Raw genomic sequence first — 20,051 nt, 5'->3', positions numbered from 1 at the left:
TCTCCCAGCGGTTTTCCCAGCGGTTTTTACAGGGCCTTGCTGACGTGGATCTCGCTGATCTTGTCGGCGTCGTCGCCGTGGATCTTGCGCAGGGCTTCCAGTGCCTGCTCGTGCGAGGCATCGGACATGACGGCGAAGTCCCAGCGGCGTTCGCCGTCGAGCTTGTATTTGATGACGTACTTGATGTTCTGGTTCATGGCGGTCTTATCTGAGTTTGGACGACGAACGACGGATGATCTTGATCTTGTGGGACAAGGTTGGCTTGCGCGTTACCGAGATCGGGCGCGTGGTCACGGTGTCGATGGTGATGTTCCAGAAACCGGTGCTAGGTACCGTGATCTTGGCCGGGAACCGCTCGAAGTGGCCGCCGTGGTAGGTGTGTCGGCCGCCGTTTTTGAAGCTGCGGAAGTTGGCGTCGTTCATCAGGCGGATGTTGCAGCGTTGAGAGCACTCGATGACGACGATGTCGTCCTCGTTCAGATGCTCGCGCTGGTGTACGAATTTCATGGGGTGCTCCGCAAAGTCGGGTTCAGCAAACGCGAACGATACCACGATGTCGGGATTGGCTGGCGCGCCGGATGGCGTGGGGCTAGATAAATCTGCCAAAGCACGGAGCAAAAGTGCCTGGCCGTGGTCTGATGCATTCCTGATAGCTGAGGTATGCCAAATGAAGTGGATGGTGGCGGCGTTGTCCCTGACGCTGGGTGGTTGTGTCAGCGTTGCCGAGCTGGAGCAGTCGCACGAAACGATGGATGTGATCTCTGGCAAGACGCCCCGCGAGTATGCCGACTGTGTCAAGAAGGAGCTGGCGAACACCCGTGATCCGTTGGTCGAAGAGCAGCGCGGCGATGGCCTGCGCTTGATCGTGCCGCAAAAGCTGACGGCCGGCGCCGGGCCAGCGGCACTGGTGGATATCGATGAACGTGGCAGCGGCAGCAGCATCAAGCTGCATGAACGCTTGAACAACTTCCCACTGCGTCTGGGGGATGTGCGCACCGCGGCGACCAAGTGCATCTCTGGCGGTTGATCTGGCTCAAGTAAAACGCGGTTAACAAGGCCAATTGCCATGTGCTGGTCGTGTTGCCGTTGTTGGCAGTTCCCAGGCGGGGCTAGTATCCATTTGCTTATGTGTTTTAAGCCTAAGCTTATAACAAAAGAAATGGAGATTCGTGATGACCCCGTTGAGTCGAGTCCTGATCGGCAGCCTGCTGATCGTGGCCTGGCCCATGGCGCACGCCGCCGATGGCCAGAAGATCTTCACCCAGGGTGGCGCCAACCCCGCCGCCATGGCTTGCCTGGGCTGCCATGGCCCTGACGGCAAGGGCATAGCCACCGCTGGCTTCCCACGCCTGGCCGGCCTGCCGGCAGGTTACCTGAGCAAACAGTTGCATGACTGGCGTGCCGGCAGCCGCAAACAAGCGGTGATGGAGCCGCTGGCCAAGGCCTTGACCGAGGATGAGATCACGGCTGTCAGCAGCTACCTGGCCAGCCTGCCAGGCGAGCAGGCCCCAGGTGTGCGCCGCCAGCAGATCGCTAACGACCCCACCACCCGCCTGGCGCTTTACGGTGACTGGAGCCGTAACATTCCCGGTTGCGTGCAATGCCATGGCCCTGGTGGCAGTGGTGTGGGCGAGCACTTTCCGCCCCTGGCAGGTCAGCCTGCCAGCTACCTGGCGGCGCAACTCAATGGCTGGCGCGATGGCAGCCGCAGCAACGACCCCAATCAGCTGATGGTCGGCGTGGCCAAGGCCCTGACCGACCAAGAGGTCCAGGCAATCGCAGCATTCTTTGCCAACCCTGCCAGCCAGGAGGTCAAGCCATGACAGCCAAGAAAGCCAAGAAAGCACTGATGCCAGCGTTGCTGCTGTCGGCCATGGGGCATGCAGTTGCGGCGCCCATCGCCATGGAAGACCAGTCGCAGTTGAACGTTACTGCTGCCAAGGGCTCAGCGCAGTTTGCGCCTCCCGCTGAGCGTGAACTGCCCGACAACGCTTTCGGCAACAGGGTGCGCGAGGGCCATGCGCTGTTCGTCGACACCCGCCGACTGATGCCTGAGGCGGTGGGTAACGGCATGAACTGCAGCAACTGCCACCTGGACCAAGGCCGCTTGGCGCACTCTGCGCCGATGTGGGGTGCCTACCCTATGTATCCGGCATATCGCAAGAAAAATGACAAGGTCAACACCTTCGCCGAGCGTATCCAAGGCTGCTTCCAGTTCAGCATGAACGGCAAGCCACCGGCCGCCGACAGCCCGCAGATGACCGCGCTGTCGGTCTATGCCTACTGGTTGGCTACCAAAGCCCCTACAGGGGTGGAGATCGCCGGGCGCGGGTACCCTGAAGTACCGCAACCCAAGGGTGGCTATGACTTCAAGCGCGGTCAGCAGGTTTACCGCGAGCAGTGCGCCATCTGCCACGGGGACAACGGCGAAGGGCAGAAGGTGGCCGACGAATACGTGATGCCGCCGTTGTGGGGCAAGGATTCCTACAACTGGGGCGCCGGCATGCACCGGATCAATACGGCGGCTTCCTTCATCAAGCACAACATGCCGCTGGGCCGGCCAGGCAGCCTGAGTGATCAGCAGGCGTGGGATGTGGCAGCCTGGGTCAACCGCCACGAACGGCCGCAGGACCCTCGGCTGGTGGAGGGCTCTATCGAGAAGACCCGGCTGAAGTTCCATGCCAACGACGGCGTCAACCTGTATGGGCAGAAGGTCGACGGGGTGCTGATCGGGCAGGGCACCGGTAGCTGACGCGCTCACCGTTGGCCGCACTGTTCTGTCATGGCGCCGTCACCGCTTTGCAACCCCCGGGCGGTAGCAATGTCCGCTATCTCACTCAAGGAGCGCGGCCATGGACCTCTGTGTGATCGGGGCAGGGTATGTAGGGTTGGTGACGGCAGCCTGTTTCGCCGGGATGGGCAACCGGGTGGTGTGCCTGGAGCGTGACCCGCACCGCCTGGCACAGCTACGGCAGGGCCAGTGTCCGATCCACGAACCGGGGTTGCAGGCACTGCTGCAAGCGGGCATGGAGCAAGGGCTGCTGAGCTTCAGCGACCAGTGGCAGCCGTCGCTGGCCACGGCGCAGGTGGTGTTCATCGCCGTGGGTACGCCCAGCCTGGAGGACGGCTCGGCCGACCTGCAGCACGTCCTGGCCGTGGCCGACAGCCTTGGCCGCCATTTGCCGCGCAGTTGCCTGGTGGTCAACAAGTCGACCGTGCCGGTCGGCACCGCAGAGCGCGTGGCCCGGCAGGTGATGCAGGGCCTGCGCGAGCGCAGCGCCGGTTTTACCGTCGAGGTGGCGAGCAACCCGGAGTTTCTCAAGGAAGGCAGCGCCGTCGACGATTTCATGCGCCCGGACCGCATCATCATAGGCACGGACAACGAGACAGCACGGCAGTGCTTGCAACGCCTCTACGCGCCCTTTGTGCGCAACCGCGAACGTATCCTGGTGATGTCCCCGCGTGCGGCCGAGTTCAGCAAGTACGCCGCCAACGCCTTCCTGGCCACCAAGATATCGTTCATCAACGAACTGGCCGGGCTGTGCGCCCACCTGGGCGTGGACATCGAGCAGGTGCGCCACGGCATTGGCAGCGACCGGCGCATCGGCAGCCATTTCATCTACGCCGGCTGTGGCTATGGGGGATCGTGCTTCCCGAAGGACATCCGTGCGTTGCTGCGCACAGCCGAGCAGCAAGGTTATCAGCCTGCCATCCTGCGGGCAGTACAGGCCCGCAACGATCAGCAAAAAAACCTGTTGTTCACCGCCCTGCAGCAGCATTTCGGTGGTGTGCTACGCGGGCGTACCGTGGCGGTATGGGGGCTGGCCTTCAAACCGGGCACCGATGACCTGCGCGAGGCACCCAGCCTGGTGCTGCTCGATGCGTTGCTGGCCGCAGGCACACGCGTGCAGGCCTGCGATCCGGTAGCGCTGGCCGGGGTTGCCGAGCGCTATGCGCAGGCGCTGGCCAGTGGTCAACTGAAGCTGACCGAGGACCCTTACGCCTGCGTGGAAGGTGCCGATGCACTGGCCCTGGTGACTGAATGGAAGCAGTTCCGCCAACCGGATTTCAGCCGAGTGCGCGGGCTGATGCGCATGCCAGTGATATTTGATGGTCGTAATATTTACGATCCCCTGGAACTATCTACACTGGGTTATCTCTATCATGGCATCGGTCGGCCCCAGGCGGGGCATTGTAAGGTGACTGCCGCCTGATTAGACTGCGCCGAATTCCACAGGCTCCGCCTTTGTTTAAGGACGTTTATGATCAAGAAATGCTTGTTCCCGGCAGCCGGTTACGGCACTCGCTTCCTGCCTGCTACCAAAGCCATGCCCAAGGAAATGCTGCCAGTGGTCAACAAGCCACTGATCCAGTATGGCGTTGAAGAGGCCCTGGACGCTGGCCTGAACGAGATTTCCATTGTCACAGGCCGCGGTAAGCGCGCCCTGGAAGACCACTTCGACATCAGCTACGAGCTGGAAAACCAGATCAAGGGCACCGACAAGGAAAAATACCTGGTCGGCATCCGTCGCCTGCTCAACGAGTGCTCGTTCTCCTACACCCGCCAGACCGAAATGAAAGGCCTGGGCCATGCCATCCTCACCGGCCAGCCGCTGATCGGTGACGAACCGTTTGCCGTGGTGCTGGCCGATGACCTGTGCGTCAACCCGGAAGGTGACGGCGTACTGACCCAGATGGTGAAGCTGTATAACCAGTTCCGCTGCTCGATCATCGCCATCCAGGAAGTCGATCCGCAGGAAACCAACAAGTACGGCGTGATTGCCGGCGACATGATCCGCGACGACATCTTCCGTGTGACCAACATGGTCGAGAAGCCTGCCCCGGAAGACGCTCCGTCGAACCTGGCGATCATCGGCCGCTACATCCTGACCCCGGATATCTTCGATATCATCCGCAACACCCCACCGGGCAAAGGCGGCGAGATCCAGATCACTGACGCACTGATGCAGCAGGCGCAGAACGGCTGCGTGATCGCCTACAAGTTCAAGGGCCAGCGTTTCGACTGCGGCGGCGCCGAAGGTTACATCGACGCGACCAACTTCTGCTTCGAGAACTACTACAAGACCGGCAAGGCTTACTGATAAGCCACCGCGGGTCTACGAGCCACCCTTCGGGGTAATGCACTACAGTCAAGCGATTTGGAGCCGCACAGCGGCCCTGAAAATGCTGACTGCCGTGCATTACCCGGCTGGGTGGCTTTTTTGTTTGTGGCGGCCAACGGCGGTATGCTGAACGCCAGCCAAGGAGACTGAATACATGGCCTACGATTTTGATCTGTTCGTGATTGGTGCCGGGTCCGGTGGTGTGCGCGCGGCGCGCTTCGCAGCGGGCTTTGGCGCAAAAGTGGCGGTAGCCGAGAGCCGCTACCTGGGTGGTACCTGCGTCAACGTTGGTTGTGTGCCCAAGAAGCTGCTGGTGTATGGCGCCCACGTCGCGGATGAACTGGAGCAGGCTGCCGGCTACGGCTGGACCTTGGAGGAGGGCCACTTCGACTGGGGTACCCTCATCGCCAACAAAAATCGCGAAATCGAACGCCTCAACGGCATCTATCGCAACCTGCTGGTCAACAGCGGCGTGACGCTGCTGCAAGGCCATGCGCGCATCACCGGCGCCAACGAAGTGGAAGTGCAAGGCCAGCGCTACAGCGCCGGGCACATCCTTATCGCGACGGGTGGCTGGCCCCAGGTACCGGACATTCCGGGCAAGGAACTGGCCATCACCTCCAACGAGGCGTTTTACCTCAAAGCGCTGCCACGCCGGGTGCTGGTGGTGGGCGGCGGCTACATTGCGGTCGAGTTCGCCGGCATTTTCCAAGGGCTGGGCGCTGCCACCACGTTGCTCTATCGCGGCGACATGTTCCTGCGCGGTTTCGACGGTTCGGTGCGTACCCATTTGAAGGAAGAGCTGGAAAAACGCGGCATGGACTTACAGTTCAATGCCGATATCCAGCGCATCGAGCAGCTTGAAGACGGCAGCCTCAAGGCCACCCTCAAGGATGGCCGTGAACTGGTCACCGATTGCGTGTTCTACGCCACCGGCCGACGCCCGATGCTCGACAATCTGGGCCTGGAAAACACCGGTGTGGAGCTGGACGGCCGCGGTTACATCCGTGTGGACGAGCAGTACCAGACCACCGCTCCGACGATCCTGGCCATCGGCGATGTGATCGGCCGCGTGCAGCTCACCCCGGTCGCCCTGGCCGAAGGCATGGCCGTGGCACGGCGCCTGTTCAAACCCGAGCAGTACCGCCCGGTGGATTACCAGAACATCCCCACCGCAGTGTTCAGCCAGCCGCCGATCGGTACCGTGGGCCTGACTGAAGAGCAGGCACTGGAAGCCGGGCACAAGGTGCAGGTCTTCGAAAGCCGCTTCCGCGCCATGAAACTGACCCTCACCGACATCCAGGAAAAGACCCTGATGAAACTGGTGGTGGACGCCGAAACCGACAAGGTGCTGGGCTGCCACATGGTCGGCCCTGAGGCTGGCGAGATCATCCAGGGCTTGGGTATTGCCCTGAAGGCTGGCGCTACCAAGCAGCAGTTCGACGAGACCATTGGCGTGCACCCGACGGCGGCGGAAGAGTTCGTCACCATGCGCACCGTTACGCGCTGAACCTCACTCCCCCTGAAACCCGCAAGCCGGCTTCCCGGGTATGCCCAGCCCTGAAGCCGGCGCCTAGCAATGGCAGTCGGCTTGCCGGAGAGGGCCGCACAAGCGGGCGCAATCCTTTGCTCAGCCCAATCCCTTCTATTAATAAACCTCGCTTATAGCCAAAACCAATCGCAAGCATGAGGTTTGCCAATGAGCCTTCATGGCGACCAGCGGTTAGGATTCTCTCCATCAACTGATTCCAACCCCATGAAGGAGCGTCTCTCATGCCAATCATCAACAGCCAGGTCAAACCGTTCAACGCCACCGCCTTCCACAACGGCGAATTCGTTCAGGTCAGCGAAGCCGACCTGAAGGGCAAGTGGTCTGTCGTGTTCTTCTACCCGGCCGATTTCACCTTCGTCTGCCCGACCGAGCTGGGTGACCTTGCTGACAACTACGCCGAGTTCCAGAAGCTGGGCGTGGAAATCTACGGCGTGTCCACCGACACCCACTTCACCCACAAAGCCTGGCACGACACTTCCGACACCATCAGCAAGATCAAGTACCCGCTGATCGGTGACCCGACCCACGTCATTTCGCGCAACTTCGACGTGCTGATCGAAGAAGCCGGCATGGCCGATCGCGGTACCTTCGTGATCAACCCGGAAGGCCAGATCAAGATCGTCGAAATCAACGACGGTGGCGTAGGCCGCGACGCCAGCGAGCTGCTGCGCAAGGTCAAGGCTGCCCAGTACATCGCCGCTCACCCAGGCGAAGTCTGCCCAGCCAAGTGGAAAGAAGGCGAAGCTACCCTCGCGCCATCCCTGGACCTGGTCGGCAAGATCTAAGACCGTGCGCCAGTCGTGGGCGGTGAGCAGCCGCCAAAGCTGAAGTACTCACTGCCCCGCCAAACGCCCGGGCGCTATTGCCTGGGCGTTTTTGTATCCGAAGATTGAAAAAGGAATCGCCCGTATGTTGGACGCCACGCTTAAATCGCAACTGAAAACCTACCTGGAGCGGGTCACCCAGCCGATCGAGATCGTTGCATCCCTCGACGACGGCGCGAAGTCCCGCGAACTGCACGACCTGCTGGTGGAAATTGCCAGTCTGTCGAACCTCATTACCTTGAGCGCGGACGGTACCGATGCCCGTCGCCCGTCGTTCTCGCTCAACCGCCCGGGTGCCGACATCAGCCTGCGTTTTGCCGGCATCCCCATGGGCCACGAATTCACCTCCCTGGTGCTGGCGCTGCTGCAAGTCGGCGGCCACCCCTCCAAGGCCAGTGCCGAAGTGATCGAGCAGATCCAGGCCCTGGAGGGCGAGTTCACCTTCGAGACCTACTTCTCGCTGTCGTGCCAGAACTGCCCCGACGTGGTCCAGGCGCTGAACCTGATGGCGGTGCTCAACCCCAACGTACGCCACGTGGCCATTGACGGCGCGCTGTTCCAGGACGAAGTCGAGTCACGCAAGATCATGGCCGTGCCCAGCATCTACCTGAACGGTGAAGTGTTCGGCCAGGGCCGCATGGGCCTGGAAGAGATCCTCGGCAAGATCGACACCAGTTCCGGCGCCCGTCAGGCCGAGAAGATCAACGCCAAGGACGCTTTCGACGTGCTGGTGGTCGGTGGTGGCCCCGCCGGCGCTGCCGCCGCCATCTACGCAGCACGCAAGGGTATCCGTACCGGTGTCGCTGCCGAGCGTTTCGGCGGCCAGGTGCTCGATACCATGGCCATCGAGAACTTCATTTCCGTGCAGGAAACCGAGGGGCCGAAACTGGCGACTGCACTGGAAGAGCACGTCAAGCAGTACGATGTCGACATCATGAACCTTCAGCGCGGTGAAGCACTCATTCCTGCCACCGACGGTGGCCTGCACGAAGTGCGCCTTGCCGGCGGCGCCTCGCTCAAAGCCAAGACCGTGATCCTCGCCACGGGCGCCCGCTGGCGCGAAATGAACGTGCCGGGTGAGCAGCAGTACCGCGCCCGTGGCGTGGCTTACTGCCCGCACTGTGACGGCCCGCTGTTCAAGGGCAAGCGTGTGGCGGTGATCGGCGGCGGCAACTCCGGCGTTGAAGCAGCGATCGACCTGGCAGGTATCGTCGCCCAGGTGACGTTGATCGAGTTCGACAGCCAGCTGCGTGCCGACGCCGTGCTGCAGCGTAAGCTGCACAGCCTGCCGAACGTCAAGGTGATCACCAGCGCGCTGACCACCGAAGTGCTGGGCAATGGCGAGAAGGTGACCGGCCTGCGCTACAAGGACCGCACCAGCGACGAGCTGCATGACCTGGCGCTGGAAGGTATCTTCGTGCAGATCGGCCTGTTGCCCAACACCGATTGGCTCAAGGGGACGGTCGAGCTGTCGCCGCGTGGCGAGATCATTGTCGATGCCAAAGGTGCTACCAGCATCCCGGGCGTCTTCGCAGCCGGGGACGTGACCACCGTGCCGTACAAGCAGATCGTCATTGCAGTGGGCGAGGGTGCCAAGGCATCGTTGGCGGCCTTCGATCACCTGATCCGCGCCTCGGCGCCGGCGTAACGCTGACAACCGGGGGGTGTCTATGCTTAGTGCCGACACCCTCCGGAATTGTTAGCCATGACCCTGATCAGCCGTGAACCCTGGTGGCTAGTGCCACCCCAGCCCGGGCAGCAGGAGCAGGACCTGCACTGGGGTTACCTGGAGATCTACGCAGACGGCCGTACCGTGTTCGTCGACCAGCGCCCCAGTGACCGGGAAATGGCCGAGCGCAAAAGCTGCCGCAACTTCCCCGAACCGGAACACTGAGTGGCTTAGCCTTCAAGCTCGGCCAGGCGCGCCTCCAGCGCGGCAATTCGTGCCTCCAGGGCTTCGATCCTTTCTTCCGACACATTGGCGCCACTGTTGCGCGCCCCGCCTTCCTGCTGGCGAGCCGCAAGAATCGCCTCGATTTCGGCCGGATTCCCCAGCGCATGGGTATAGCGGTCTTCGCGCTGCCCGGCCTGGCGTGGCAGGTGCAGCGCCAAACCACGCGAGATCAGGCGCTCGAGCTGGTGCTGGATCTGCTCGGTGTCGTCGAAGTCGTGCAGGCGGTTGCTGCGCGTCAGCAGTTCGTTGAGCGTTTGCGGCCCACGCAGAAACATCAGGCCCATCAGTATCAACTGGGCCGGTACCAGCTCCAGTGCCTTGTCCACCCGCTGCTCCCAACGGTCTGCGCGGCTACCCATCTGCAGACGGGTCATGCCTTGGCCTTCCAGGGCACGCAGCGCCAAGCCGACCTGGCCCTGGGTCAGGTTCATCACCGGCTCACGGCTGGTCTTCTGGTTGCAGGCCAGCACCAGGGCATTGAGGGTCAGTGGGTAACTTTCAGGGCTGGTGGCCTGTTTTTCGATCAGCGCGCCGAGAATGCGGATCTCGATACTGCTGAAGCGGCCTTCGTCTGCGGTTTGATGTTCTGACATGGCCAACTCTCATTGCGAGGAAAAGGCCACTAGCGTAGGTAAAGCGCCTGGCTTAAGCAATCACTTGGGGGCTGCTATGGGAGCCTGCTTTGCAGCGAAAGGGCCGCCATGCGGCCCCACGTGTCTCAGGCGCTGCGGCGCTCTTGCGCCTGGCAGGCCGCCGCAGTGAACAGCACATCGGTCGAAGAATTCAGTGCAGTCTCGGCCGAGTCCTGCAGCACGCCAATGATGAAGCCCACAGCCACCACCTGCATGGCAATCTCGCTGGGAATGCCGAACAGGCTGCATGCCAGCGGGATCAGCAGCAACGAACCGCCGGCCACGCCAGACGCACCACAGGCGCAGACCGCCGCCACCATGCTCAGCAGCACGGCGGTAGGCAGGTCGACCGGGATGCCCAGCGTGTGCACCGCTGCCAGGGTCAGCACGGTGATCGTGATGGCCGCGCCCGCCATGTTGATGGTCGCACCCAGCGGGATGGATACCGAATAGGTGTCTTCATGCAGCCCCAGGCGCTCGGACAGTGCCATGTTGACCGGAATGTTCGCCGCTGAGCTGCGGGTGAAGAACGCCGTGATCCCACTCTCGCGCAGGCACAGCAGCGTCAATGGGTAAGGATTGCGACGGATCTTCCAGAACACGATCAGCGGGTTCATCACCAGTGCCACGAACAGCATGCAGCCAATCAGCACCGCCAGGAGGTGCAGGTAGCCAAGCAGGGCGTCGAGGCCAGACTGAGCGAGTGTCGAGCTGACCAGGCCGAAGATGCCCAGTGGGGCGAAGCGGATGACCACACGCACGATCAGGGTTACGCCGTTGGACAGGTCCTCGACTACGGTTCGGGTGGTTGTCCCGGCATGGCGCAGGGCCACGCCCAAACCAATGGCCCAGGTCAGCACACCAATGAAATTGGCATTGAGCAGGGCATTGATCGGGTTGTCGACGGCGCTCAATACCAGGTTTTGCAGCACTTCACCAATGCCGCCAGGCGCGCTCAGGGTGACATCGCCGTTGCTTAGCGCAAGCTGCGAAGGGAACAGCATGCTGGCAACAACGGCCACCACTGACGCGGAGAAAGTGCCTAGCACGTACAGCCAGAGAATCGGGCGGATGTGGGTTTCCTGGCCATGGCGATGGTTGGCGATCGAGGCCATCACCAGGATGAACACAAGCACCGGTGCGACTGCTTTCAGGGCGCTGACGAACACCTTGCCGAGAAAGCCCAGGTCGAGGGCGATGGCTGGCGCAAGCAAGGCCAGGACAATACCGGCGATAAGGCCGATGACGATCTGGGTCACCAGGCTGGTGCGGTTGAGGAGGCTGAGGAAGGGGGACATGTGCTGCGCTATCTCGGTATCTTGAAAGGGCGTGACTTTACCATAGACCTTGGTAGGGTCGTCCCGGCCTCTTCGCTCACCAGTGGAATAGCTCTCGGCGCGCCCCCTCGGTAATGGCCACGATGCCGGGGTGCTTGACCTTGCGCTCGACTGAAATAGCGTAGAACGACTCGTGCACCGCTTCGGTCTGCCCGATCAGTTCCACCCCGTACTGGCGGCACACTTCCTCGGCAATCACACTGGGCGCCACGAAGATACCGCTGCCGGACTGGCCGAACGCCTGCATCAAGGCGCTGTCGTCGAATTCGCCGATTATCCGCGGCTGCACCTGCTGCTCGCCAAGCCAGCGCAGCAGCCGGCTGCGCACCACTGTCTCCTGGCCCGGGATCAGCAAGGGTGCATCGTGCAGGCAGCCAGGAAAGACGCCAGCGTGGCGTTGGGCCAACGCTTTTGTAGCGAAGAAGCTCAAGCCGCACTCCCCGAGCTTCTGGCTGTAACCCTTGATATCCAGGTGGCTGGGCATCGGGCTGTCAGAGATCACCAGGTCCAGGCGCTGGATCGCCAGGTCGGCCAGCAAACGTTCGAGTTTGTCCTCACGGCAGTTGATGCGCAACACGTCGTCCAGCTCCATGGTGGGCGCGAGCAGGCGATAGACGATGGACTTGGGCACCACGTCAGCCACCCCCACACGGAACAGGATCTGCTCCTGCGGGCCCGCTCGCAACATCGCCTCCAGCTCACTGCCGATCTGGAACATCTGTTCGGCGTAGGCCAAGGTCTGGCGACCGGTTTCGGTCAGTTCCAGCTGCCGCCCAACCCGCTGGAACAGTTCCAGGCCATAGGTTTGCTCGAACAGGCTGATCTGACCGCTGATGGTCTGCGGGGTCAGGTTCAGTTGCTCACTGGCGCGGGCGATGCTGCCGGTCTTGGCCACGGCCCAGAAATAGTGAAGCTGTCGATAGTTGAGCATCACTGGATTCCCGATTCGTTAAAACCGAAGTATACCCGGTGAAAATACGAATTTTCCTGATGTATCGTCATCTTTAGAATTCGACGCCATCAGGCGTATTGCGCGCCGCCGGTATATCGACAAGCGAGGACCCCATGCTGCAATTCAAATCCATTGGCACACCCTTGGTGCTAGCCTTGGCACTGATGAGCCTGGCAGGCTGCGACCAGGCCGAGAAATCTGCCCAGCAGATGCTCGACCAGGCCGCCAAGTCGGCCAAGCAGGCCATCGATGACACCAACGAGGCGGCGCAGCAGGCGTTGAGCGACGCTATCGGCACCGAAGGGCAGCAGCCCAAGGCCGCTGACCAGCAAGACAAAACCCAGGACATCTGACCCAGAAACGTTGCAGGACTGAAAAATGGAATATTTGCTGGAACTCGCTGCAAGCCCCACCGCCTGGGTAGCACTTGCCACGCTGGTGGCGATGGAAGTGGTACTGGGCATCGATAACCTGATCTTCATCTCGATCCTGACCAACAAGTTGCCGGTCGAATACCGCTCCAAGGCACGCCGGATCGGTATCAGCATGGCCTTGGTCATGCGCTTGGCGCTGCTCAGCACGGTGGCGTGGATCGTTCAGTTGACCGACCCGGTGTTCGAAGTGTTCGGTAATGCCTTCTCCTGGAAGGACGTGATCCTGATTGTCGGTGGCCTGTTCCTGCTGTGGAAAGCGACCAAGGAAATCCATGAGAACGTCGACCCGCACGGCGCCAAGGAAGAAGCCAAGGTGTCCTCCACAGTCACCCTGGGCTTCGCTGCCGCGATCTTCCAGATCCTGTTGCTGGACATCGTGTTCTCGGTTGACAGCATCATCACCGCTGTGGGCATGACCGAGCACCTGCCGATCATGATCATTGCCGTGGTCACTGCCGTGATCGTGATGATGGTGGCCGCTGACCCGTTGGCGAACTTCATCAACGACAACCCGACCGTCGTCATGTTGGCCTTGGGCTTCCTGATCATGATCGGCATGACCTTGATCGCTGAAGGTTTCGGTGCCCATGTGCCCAAAGGGTATGTGTATGCGGCAATGGCCTTCTCGACGGCGATCGAAGTGCTCAACATCCTGGCCCGCCGCGCACGCATGAAGCGTGAAGCGACCGAAGGCTGATTCAAGGCGGGGGCGCGATGCGCCCCATTCGCCGGCAGCCCGGCCCCCAGTCGCTTGACTGACGGTCTCTGCCGGCAGGCCCTGCCAGAAGAACGCAACTGCCCCTTACGCCGCTTCCACCTTGCGCGGTGCCATGAAGTACAACCACACCAGTGCAATGAAGTACATCGCCGGGATCATGGTGAACAGCACGGCGTAGTTGTTATTGGTAACAGTCAGCACCGTGCCGACGATCTGCGTCATGAACATGCCGCCGATGGCCGCACACATGCTGCCAAAGCCGAACACCGTGCTTATCAGGTGCTTGGGCGTGTAATCCATCAGCAGGCTCCAGATGTTCGCCGTCCAGGCCTGGTGCGCGCCGACCGCCACGGCAATGGCGAGCACCGCTACCCACAGGCCACTGGCGTTGGCAGCGAAGATCACGCTGATCATGGTGCAGGCGAAGATCAGCATCGATATCAGGCGGGCCCGTATGGCGCGTACGCCACGGCCTATGAGCCAGGATGAAAGGATGCCGCCGCCAATGCTGCCGAAGTCGGCCGTTAGCCAGATCAGGATCAGCGGGATGCCCATCTGGGTCACGCTGATGCCCAGGTTGTACTGCTGGTTGAGAAAAGGTGGCAGCCAGTACAGGTAGAACCAGAACACCGGTGCGGTGATCGCGAACGCCACGGCAAAGGCCCAGGTACCGCGCATGCGCATGATACGGCTGAAGGGCACACGTACCGCCTCAGGCTCGGCCTCGCGCTGAATGTACTCCAGCTCGCTCTGGCGCACGGTGGGGTGCTCTTCGGGGTTGAAGTATTTCAAGCCCCAGAACACCACCCAGACCAGCCCCAGGCAGCCCATGACGATAAAGGCCGCCTGCCAGCCCCAGGCAGCCAGGATCACTGGCAGCAGCGCCGGGGTGACCATCGCGCCAACGTTGGTGCCGGCGTTGAACAGCCCGGTGGCGATGGCTCTTTCACCTGCGGGGAACCACAGCCGGGTGGTCTTCACACAGGCCGGGTAGTTGGCGGCCTCGGTCAGGCCGAGGATGAAGCGGCAGACCATGAAGCCAGCGGCCGATGTGGCCAAGCCATGGGCCCCGGTGGCCAGGCTCCAGAGCAGTACCGCCATGAAGAATGCGCGTTTTACGCCGATTTTGTCGATCAGCCGGCCCTGCAGCAAAAAGCCGATGGCGTAACCCACCTGGAACCAGAAGTTGATGTTGGCGTAGTCCATCGCCGTCCAGCTCATGTCCTTGGCCAGCATGGGCTGCATGATGCCGAGGGCGGCGCGGTCGATGTAATTGAGTGTGGTGGCGAAGAACACCAGGGCAAGCATGCCCCAGCGCGTCTTGCCGACAGCGAAGGCGTCGCGAATCTTGCTGCCCATGGAAGCAGGGGGAATAGGAGGCATGGCCGATGTACCTGTTTCTTGAAATTGTAATGAGTTGCTGGATGCTTCTAGCCCGCGGGTTTGGCTCAAGGCAGGGAGCACTCGCAAGGCCGGGGCATGGTGAGCAGTGAAACAAGGACCGTCAATGCCAGAGAATGCTCTAGCGTTCGATAACCGAACAGTCGCCGTCCGTCATTATTTAGCGTGGGAAAACCGATATCTCTGCATAAAGTTGTACATGAAAATATACTTGTACAATATTTGGGTATCACGGTCTTCAGAGTATGGCCATGCGCAGCTCTATCTCAGCCCTGAATCTGTTCGTGCTTACCATGGCGCTTACCGTCTTGCCACCCGCCCTGGCGGACTGGCGGCCAGCGGTGCCCGACGCACGCAGCGTGGGCAGCGGTGAGTTCACCTGGTTTGGCCTGCGTGTCTATACCGCCCGTTTGTGGAGCGCCGGCTCGCCGCAGGGCTGGAGTGAGCCGTTTGCCCTGGAACTTCTCTACCACCGGGGGCTGTCACGCGAGACGCTGGTGCAGGCCAGTCTCGATGAAATGCAGCGCTTGAGCGACCGTCCCCTGGCCGAGGCCACGCTTGAGCGTTGGGCGCAAGCGATGAATGGGGCGTTCGTCGATGTGCGCCCGGGCACGCGCATCACCGGGGTGTACCTGCCGGGGCAGGGCTGCCGGTTCTATGTCAATGGCCAACTGCGTCGCGAAATCGCCGACCCGGTATTTGCCCGGGCATTTTTTGCTATCTGGCTGGACCCGCGTGCCCGTGACCCCCAATTGCGCCAGCGCCTGCTCGGCCTGGCCGGTAATGAACCAGGAGATTGAACATGCGAAGAATTTTGCTACTGGTCGGCTGCCTGCTGCTGGCCAGCTGCGGCAATGTCGAAGTCGACCATTACGCCCGTGAAAAACCCGCACTGGATCTGGTCAAATTCTTTTCCGGGCCGGTGCAGGCTTGGGGTATCTTCCAGAATCGCTCGGGGGAGGTGGTCAAACGTTTCGATGTGCGCATCGACAGCCGCCGCGAAGGGGACCGGCTGATTCTTGACGAGCACTTCGTGTACAGCGACGGTACGCGTCAGCAACGCACCTGGACCCTGACCCCGGACGGCCCCGGGCGCTGGCGCGGGCGTGCGGGTGACGTGATCGGCGAAGCCCGCGGCGAGGTTGCGGGCAATGCTCTGCACTGGCGCTACCGCCTGGACCTGCCGGTCGACGGTCGGCATTGGGAAATGGACATCGATGACTGGATGTACCTGATGGATGAGGACACCCTGATCAACCGCTCGAGCATGCGCAAGCTGGGTGTGGAGGTTGGGCAGATCACCTTGTTCTTCCGCCGCCTGCCAACGGCTGTGCCGTGACTCAGGTTGCTCTTGCCAGGCGTAGCATCATCGGAAATGCCACCGCCCAGACCCCTGCCAGCAGCAGGGCGGTAGGCATGGGCCCCATCGGCAGTTCCACACCGGCCAGCCGCGCCCCGGCCAGGTAGGCCAACGGCCCACCGAACAGTCCCAGCAGCGCCCCAAGCCAGAGCGGGTGGGTAGCCCAGGCCAAGCTGTGGCGTAAACCACTGGCCAACACCAGCCACATCAGGGCCAACCAGCCGGGCAGGGGCCACTGGGCAAACGCGAATACCCCCAGTGCCCCCAGGATGCTGTCCAGCAGGCAACCTGCAAACCCTACCGCCAGCAGCGCACGCACTTCTGCCCGCCGCTCATGGCAATAACCCAAGTGCAGCGCCAGGCCCAACGGTACCAGCGCAAGCAGCCAGGGCGTGTGGGCGCCGAGTACACACACCCACCAGCCAGCCTGCAACCCTACGGCGTTGGCGATAAGCCAGGTACGGGACATGTTCAGGCACCTGACAAAGGCGCCCGACGGGCCTTTGGCGCGGCCCACAACAACTGCGCCACGCCGATGGCACGCTCCTCGAAACCGCCCTGGCAGTAACACAGGTAGAACTCCCACAGGCGCTGGAAGGTTTCGTCGTAACCCAGCTCCTTGAGTGCCGTGCGCGCCTGGCGCAGGTTATCGCGCCAGTGGCGCAAGGTGCGGGCATAGTCCTGGCCAAAGTCCTCCATATGCACCAGGTTCAACCCGGTCTTGCGGCTGGCGGTGTCCAGCAGCACGCTCAAGGATGGCAGCGCACCGCCCGGGAATATGTAGCGCTGAATGAAGTCCACCGAGCGCCGCGCCTGGGCGTATCGTTGGTCGCGAATGGTGATGGCCTGCAGCAGCATCAGGCCATCCTCTTTGAGCAGGGCGGCACACTGGCGGAAATAGGTGGGCAGGTACCGGTGGCCGACGGCTTCTATCATCTCGATCGAAACCAGCTTGTCGAAGCGCCCGCTCAGGTCGCGGTAGTCCTCGCGCAGTACCGTGATCTGTTGCGTGAGGCCCAGCGCTTGCACCCGCTGCTGGGTATGGGCGTACTGCGCCTCGGACAGCGTCGTGGTGGTGACGCGGCAGCCATACCGGGTGGCAGCATGGATAGCCAGGCTGCCCCAGCCGGTACCGATTTCCAGCAGGTGTTCGTGAGGTTTGAGTTCGAGCTTCTGGCAGATGCGTTCAAGCTTGTTCAGTTGCGCCTGCTCCAGGGTTTGCTCGGCGCTCTCGAACTGCGCCGCCGAGTACATCATGGTTGGGTCGAGCAGGCGTTCGAACAAGGCGTTGCCCAGGTCGTAATGGGCCAGGATGTTGCGCCGCGCACCGCGTCGGCTGTTGCGGTTGAGCCGGTGCAGCAGGTGCAGGGCCGGGCGTGCCAGGCGTGCCAGCCCGCCCTCCATGGCATCGAGCACCTCAAGGTTGGCGACGAACAAACGGGTGACTGCGGCCAGGTCGGGGGTGCGCCAGTAGCCATGGATATAGCCTTCCCCTGCGCCGATCGAGCCGTTACTGGCGACCAGGCTCCAGGCGGCCTCGTCAACGATCTCGACCTCGGCTTGCAGGGCGCTGCCGGCTTCACCGAAGGTCCACTGACGATCATTGCAGATGACCCGCAAACTGCCGTGGGCCAAGCCGCGCAACTGGGCCAGCACGGCGGTCCTGGCCAGGTTGCCAAGCAGCGGTGTCAGGCCGGTGGACTTGCTAACGCTCAGGGTGGGCTCGGTCATCATCTAACTCCTTGGAGGCGGCTTGGCCCAGGCTCAGGTTGCCCAGGCTGGCGCTATGGTCGTGGACGGGCGTGCGCTTGAGCAGTAGCTGCAAGGCCTGCCAGTAGATGGCCGCTACGGTACGCAGGCTCATCCAGGGGAAATTCAGGATGTGGCGGTGCAGGGCGGTGCGATCCAGCGGCCCGCGCTGCAGCGCCAGGTCGGCATCGAACACCTTTTGCCCTTCGCGCCAGTTCTCCATGTGCACGTGCACGCGCCGCGCATCGAGCAAGAAACGCAGGCGGTACTCCATGTCCAGGGGCATGAACGGCGACACATGAAACGCCTTGGCCACGGAAAACCCGGTAGACAGGCCATCCTGCACCGGCAATACGTAATGAAAGCGCTCGCGCCATGGCGTGTTGCGCACCTCCAGCAGGATGGCTTGCAACTGGCCCGCCTGGTCGTGGCAGAAGTAGACACTCACCGGGTTGAACGAAAGGCCCCAGCAGCGCGGCTGGGTCAGCAGGTGTACGGCGCCTTCTGGCGTTTGCCCGGTCGCCTGGCCAACCAATTGCCGAGCGGCCTGGGCCAGTGGCGTGCCATTGCCGGTCAGCGCTGGCAGGTAATCGCTCTCGCGCCAGCTCAGCGGCGCCAGTCGCGACCGCCCCAGCCAGCGGCTTAGGCTGAGCAGGTGGGTTTGCTCATCCAGGTCCAGGTAGAACATGCCGATCCGATAGCGAAAGGCATGCTGGCGCGGGGTCAGGCGCCGATGGCTGACCCAGCCGTGGCACAGGCTGCTGATCACAACGCTTCCCCAAAACACTCGGCCACTTTCAAGGCGCTGACCACACCGTCCTCGTGGAAGCCGTTGGCCCAGTAGGCGCCGCAGAAGTAGCTGTGCTGGCGGCCCTGCAGTTCAGCCTGCCGGGCCTGGGCGGCGAGGGCGACAAGACTGTACTGCGGGTGCGCGTAGTTGAAGCGAGCGAGGATCTGCGTCGGGTCCACCAGCGCGGTCTGGTTCAGGCTCACGCAGAAGGTCACCGGCGCTTCGATACCTTGCAGGATGTTCATCGCGTAGGTCAGCGCAGCCGGTGCCTGTTGCGGCCCGCCAAGGCGGTAGTTCCAGCTGGCCCAGGCTTTGCGTCGGGTGGGCAGCAGCCGGGTGTCGGTATGCAGCACCACATCGTTGCTGGCGTAGGTGATGGCGCCGAGCACTGCACGCTCATCGGCACTCGGCGCCTCCAGCAAGGCCAACGCCTGATCGCTGTGGCAGGCGAACACCACGTTGTCGAAGCGTTCGCTACCGGCCGCGCTGAACACGGTCACGCCACCTGCATCACGGCTGACGCGGTCAACAGGGCAGTTGAGGCGGATGCGCTCGGCAAAGGGTTTGCACAACGGCGCCAGGTAGCTGCGCGAGCCACCTTCGATCACCCGCCACTGCGGGCGGTTGCTCACCGAGAGAAGGCCGTGGTTACGGCAAAAACGCACGAAGAACTGCAGCGGAAAACTGAGCATGTCAGCGCGTGACATCGACCAGATCGCCGAGCCCATTGGCACGATGTAGTGGTCGATGAAACGCTGGCCATAGCCCTGCGTCTGCAGGTAGCCGCCCAGGGTGGTGGCCTCGTCGATACGTTGGCTGTCCAGGTCGGCAATGGCCTTGCGGTTGAAGCGCAGGATATCGCGCAGCATGCCCCAGAAGCCTGGCGATAGCAGGTTGCTGCGCTGGGCGAACAGCGTGTTCAGGTCATGGCCGTTGTATTCGAAGCCGCTGCGCGGGTCATGCACCGAAAAGCTCATTTCAGTGGGCCTGGAGGCAACCTTGAGCTGGTCGAGCAGGCGGATGAAATGCGGGTAGGTCCAGTCGTTGAACACGATAAAACCGGTGTCCACAGCGTATTGCCGGCCACCCCATTGGACATCGACGGTATGGGTGTGGCCACCGATCCAGTCGGCGGCCTCGAATACAGTGACTTCATGCCGCCGAGACAGCAGATAGGCACAGGTGAGGCCGGCAATACCGCTGCCGATGATTGCGATGCGCATGT

23 protein-coding genes are annotated in these 20,051 nt (G+C 62.2%); 13 read left to right on the top strand and 10 right to left on the bottom strand.

Going from position 1 to position 20,051, the window contains the following annotated elements; translation table 11 throughout:
- Nucleotides 1-26: 26 nt before the first annotated feature.
- Both JNA92_RS14500 and JNA92_RS14495 read right to left on the bottom strand, forming a co-directional pair.
- Entirely contained in the window at nt 27-197 is a 171-nt protein-coding gene (locus tag JNA92_RS14500; protein WP_241805336.1) for a hypothetical protein, read from the bottom strand.
- A 7-nt stretch (nt 198-204) separates the two neighbouring features.
- Nucleotides 205-507, bottom strand: coding sequence for a DUF1883 domain-containing protein (locus tag JNA92_RS14495; RefSeq protein ID WP_241805335.1), 303 nt, complete (start codon nt 505-507; stop codon nt 205-207).
- Between the two features lie 160 nt (nt 508-667).
- Here JNA92_RS14495 and JNA92_RS14490 point away from each other — a divergent pair, with 160 nt between their 5' ends.
- The 9 genes from JNA92_RS14490 to JNA92_RS14450 all read left to right on the top strand — a co-directional run bounded on the left by JNA92_RS14490 (nt 668) and on the right by JNA92_RS14450 (nt 9,393).
- Nucleotides 668-1,027, top strand: a complete 360-nt coding sequence (locus tag JNA92_RS14490) for a hypothetical protein (RefSeq protein WP_241805334.1) — start codon at nt 668-670, stop codon at nt 1,025-1,027.
- Nucleotides 1,028-1,172: 145 nt separating this feature from the next.
- Nucleotides 1,173-1,823, top strand: a complete 651-nt coding sequence (locus JNA92_RS14485; RefSeq protein ID WP_241805333.1) for a c-type cytochrome — start codon at nt 1,173-1,175, stop codon at nt 1,821-1,823.
- Entirely contained in the window at nt 1,820-2,752 is a 933-nt protein-coding gene (locus JNA92_RS14480; protein WP_241805332.1) for a c-type cytochrome, read from the top strand. The genes JNA92_RS14485 and JNA92_RS14480 overlap by 4 nt, the downstream gene beginning before the upstream one ends.
- 100 nt (nt 2,753-2,852) lie before the next feature.
- Nucleotides 2,853-4,214, top strand: a complete 1,362-nt coding sequence (locus tag JNA92_RS14475) for a UDP-glucose dehydrogenase family protein (RefSeq protein ID WP_241805331.1) — start codon at nt 2,853-2,855, stop codon at nt 4,212-4,214.
- 48 nt (nt 4,215-4,262) lie between these two features.
- Nucleotides 4,263-5,102, top strand: coding sequence for a UTP--glucose-1-phosphate uridylyltransferase GalU (gene galU / locus JNA92_RS14470; protein ID WP_012315035.1), 840 nt, complete (start codon nt 4,263-4,265; stop codon nt 5,100-5,102).
- 175 nt (nt 5,103-5,277) lie between these two features.
- A complete protein-coding gene (gene gorA / locus JNA92_RS14465; RefSeq protein WP_241805330.1) occupies nt 5,278-6,633 on the top strand; it encodes a glutathione-disulfide reductase in 1,356 nt (451 codons plus the stop codon).
- Nucleotides 6,634-6,896: 263 nt separating this feature from the next.
- Entirely contained in the window at nt 6,897-7,460 is a 564-nt protein-coding gene (ahpC, locus tag JNA92_RS14460) for an alkyl hydroperoxide reductase subunit C (RefSeq protein ID WP_012315033.1), read from the top strand.
- A 124-nt stretch (nt 7,461-7,584) separates the two neighbouring features.
- Nucleotides 7,585-9,147 (top strand): alkyl hydroperoxide reductase subunit F, encoded by a 1,563-nt coding sequence (gene ahpF, locus JNA92_RS14455; protein ID WP_241805329.1) that lies wholly within the window; start codon nt 7,585-7,587, stop codon nt 9,145-9,147.
- A gap of 57 nt (nt 9,148-9,204) precedes the next feature.
- Complete coding sequence (locus JNA92_RS14450) at nt 9,205-9,393, top strand: hypothetical protein (RefSeq protein WP_012315031.1); 189 nt, start codon at nt 9,205-9,207, stop codon at nt 9,391-9,393.
- Between the two features lie 5 nt (nt 9,394-9,398).
- Here JNA92_RS14450 and JNA92_RS14445 read toward each other — a convergent pair whose 3' ends face one another.
- The 3 genes from JNA92_RS14445 to nhaR all read right to left on the bottom strand — a co-directional run bounded on the left by JNA92_RS14445 (nt 9,399) and on the right by nhaR (nt 12,353).
- Nucleotides 9,399-10,046, bottom strand: a complete 648-nt coding sequence (locus JNA92_RS14445; RefSeq protein WP_241805328.1) for a YceH family protein — start codon at nt 10,044-10,046, stop codon at nt 9,399-9,401.
- 125 nt (nt 10,047-10,171) lie between these two features.
- Nucleotides 10,172-11,383: a serine/threonine transporter SstT gene (gene sstT / locus JNA92_RS14440; protein ID WP_241805327.1), complete on the bottom strand. Its 1,212-nt coding sequence runs from the start codon at nt 11,381-11,383 to the stop codon at nt 10,172-10,174.
- A gap of 76 nt (nt 11,384-11,459) precedes the next feature.
- Nucleotides 11,460-12,353, bottom strand: coding sequence for a transcriptional activator NhaR (gene nhaR, locus JNA92_RS14435; RefSeq protein WP_241805326.1), 894 nt, complete (start codon nt 12,351-12,353; stop codon nt 11,460-11,462).
- Between the two features lie 134 nt (nt 12,354-12,487).
- Here nhaR and JNA92_RS14430 point away from each other — a divergent pair, with 134 nt between their 5' ends.
- Complete coding sequence (locus tag JNA92_RS14430; protein ID WP_241805325.1) at nt 12,488-12,727, top strand: hypothetical protein; 240 nt, start codon at nt 12,488-12,490, stop codon at nt 12,725-12,727.
- Between the two features lie 25 nt (nt 12,728-12,752).
- Entirely contained in the window at nt 12,753-13,505 is a 753-nt protein-coding gene (locus tag JNA92_RS14425; protein WP_241805324.1) for a TerC family protein, read from the top strand.
- Nucleotides 13,506-13,610: 105 nt separating this feature from the next.
- Here JNA92_RS14425 and JNA92_RS14420 read toward each other — a convergent pair whose 3' ends face one another.
- On the bottom strand, nt 13,611-14,909 hold the full coding sequence (locus tag JNA92_RS14420; RefSeq protein ID WP_241805323.1) for an MFS transporter: 1,299 nt from the start codon (nt 14,907-14,909) through the stop codon (nt 13,611-13,613).
- Nucleotides 14,910-15,220: 311 nt separating this feature from the next.
- Here JNA92_RS14420 and JNA92_RS14415 point away from each other — a divergent pair, with 311 nt between their 5' ends.
- Both JNA92_RS14415 and JNA92_RS14410 read left to right on the top strand, forming a co-directional pair.
- Nucleotides 15,221-15,727, top strand: a complete 507-nt coding sequence (locus JNA92_RS14415; protein ID WP_241805450.1) for a chalcone isomerase family protein — start codon at nt 15,221-15,223, stop codon at nt 15,725-15,727.
- Nucleotides 15,728-15,729: 2 nt separating this feature from the next.
- Nucleotides 15,730-16,266 (top strand): DUF3833 domain-containing protein, encoded by a 537-nt coding sequence (locus tag JNA92_RS14410; RefSeq protein ID WP_241805322.1) that lies wholly within the window; start codon nt 15,730-15,732, stop codon nt 16,264-16,266.
- 1 nt (nt 16,267) lies between these two features.
- On the opposite strand, the gene JNA92_RS14405 is transcribed toward JNA92_RS14410, so the two are convergent.
- Genes JNA92_RS14405 through JNA92_RS14390 form a run of 4 tightly spaced genes read right to left on the bottom strand, consistent with a single transcriptional unit; the run spans nt 16,268 to nt 20,049 of the window.
- Nucleotides 16,268-16,756, bottom strand: coding sequence for a DUF2878 domain-containing protein (locus JNA92_RS14405; RefSeq protein WP_241805321.1), 489 nt, complete (start codon nt 16,754-16,756; stop codon nt 16,268-16,270).
- Nucleotides 16,757-16,758: 2 nt separating this feature from the next.
- Nucleotides 16,759-18,018, bottom strand: coding sequence for an SAM-dependent methyltransferase (locus JNA92_RS14400; protein ID WP_241805320.1), 1,260 nt, complete (start codon nt 18,016-18,018; stop codon nt 16,759-16,761).
- Nucleotides 17,993-18,805, bottom strand: a complete 813-nt coding sequence (locus JNA92_RS14395; RefSeq protein WP_241805319.1) for a DUF1365 domain-containing protein — start codon at nt 18,803-18,805, stop codon at nt 17,993-17,995. Before JNA92_RS14395 ends, JNA92_RS14400 begins: the two co-directional genes overlap by 26 nt.
- Nucleotides 18,802-20,049 carry an NAD(P)/FAD-dependent oxidoreductase gene (locus JNA92_RS14390; protein ID WP_241805318.1) on the bottom strand — a complete coding sequence of 416 codons (1,248 nt, stop codon included), beginning with the start codon at nt 20,047-20,049 and terminating at the stop codon, nt 18,802-18,804. Before JNA92_RS14390 ends, JNA92_RS14395 begins: the two co-directional genes overlap by 4 nt.
- Nucleotides 20,050-20,051 lie beyond the last annotated feature (2 nt).

The sequence above is a fragment of the Pseudomonas putida genome, assembly GCF_022627325.1.
Classification (GTDB): domain Bacteria; phylum Pseudomonadota; class Gammaproteobacteria; order Pseudomonadales; family Pseudomonadaceae; genus Aquipseudomonas; species Aquipseudomonas putida_X.
This window is presented reverse-complemented; position numbering and strand designations above follow the sequence as displayed.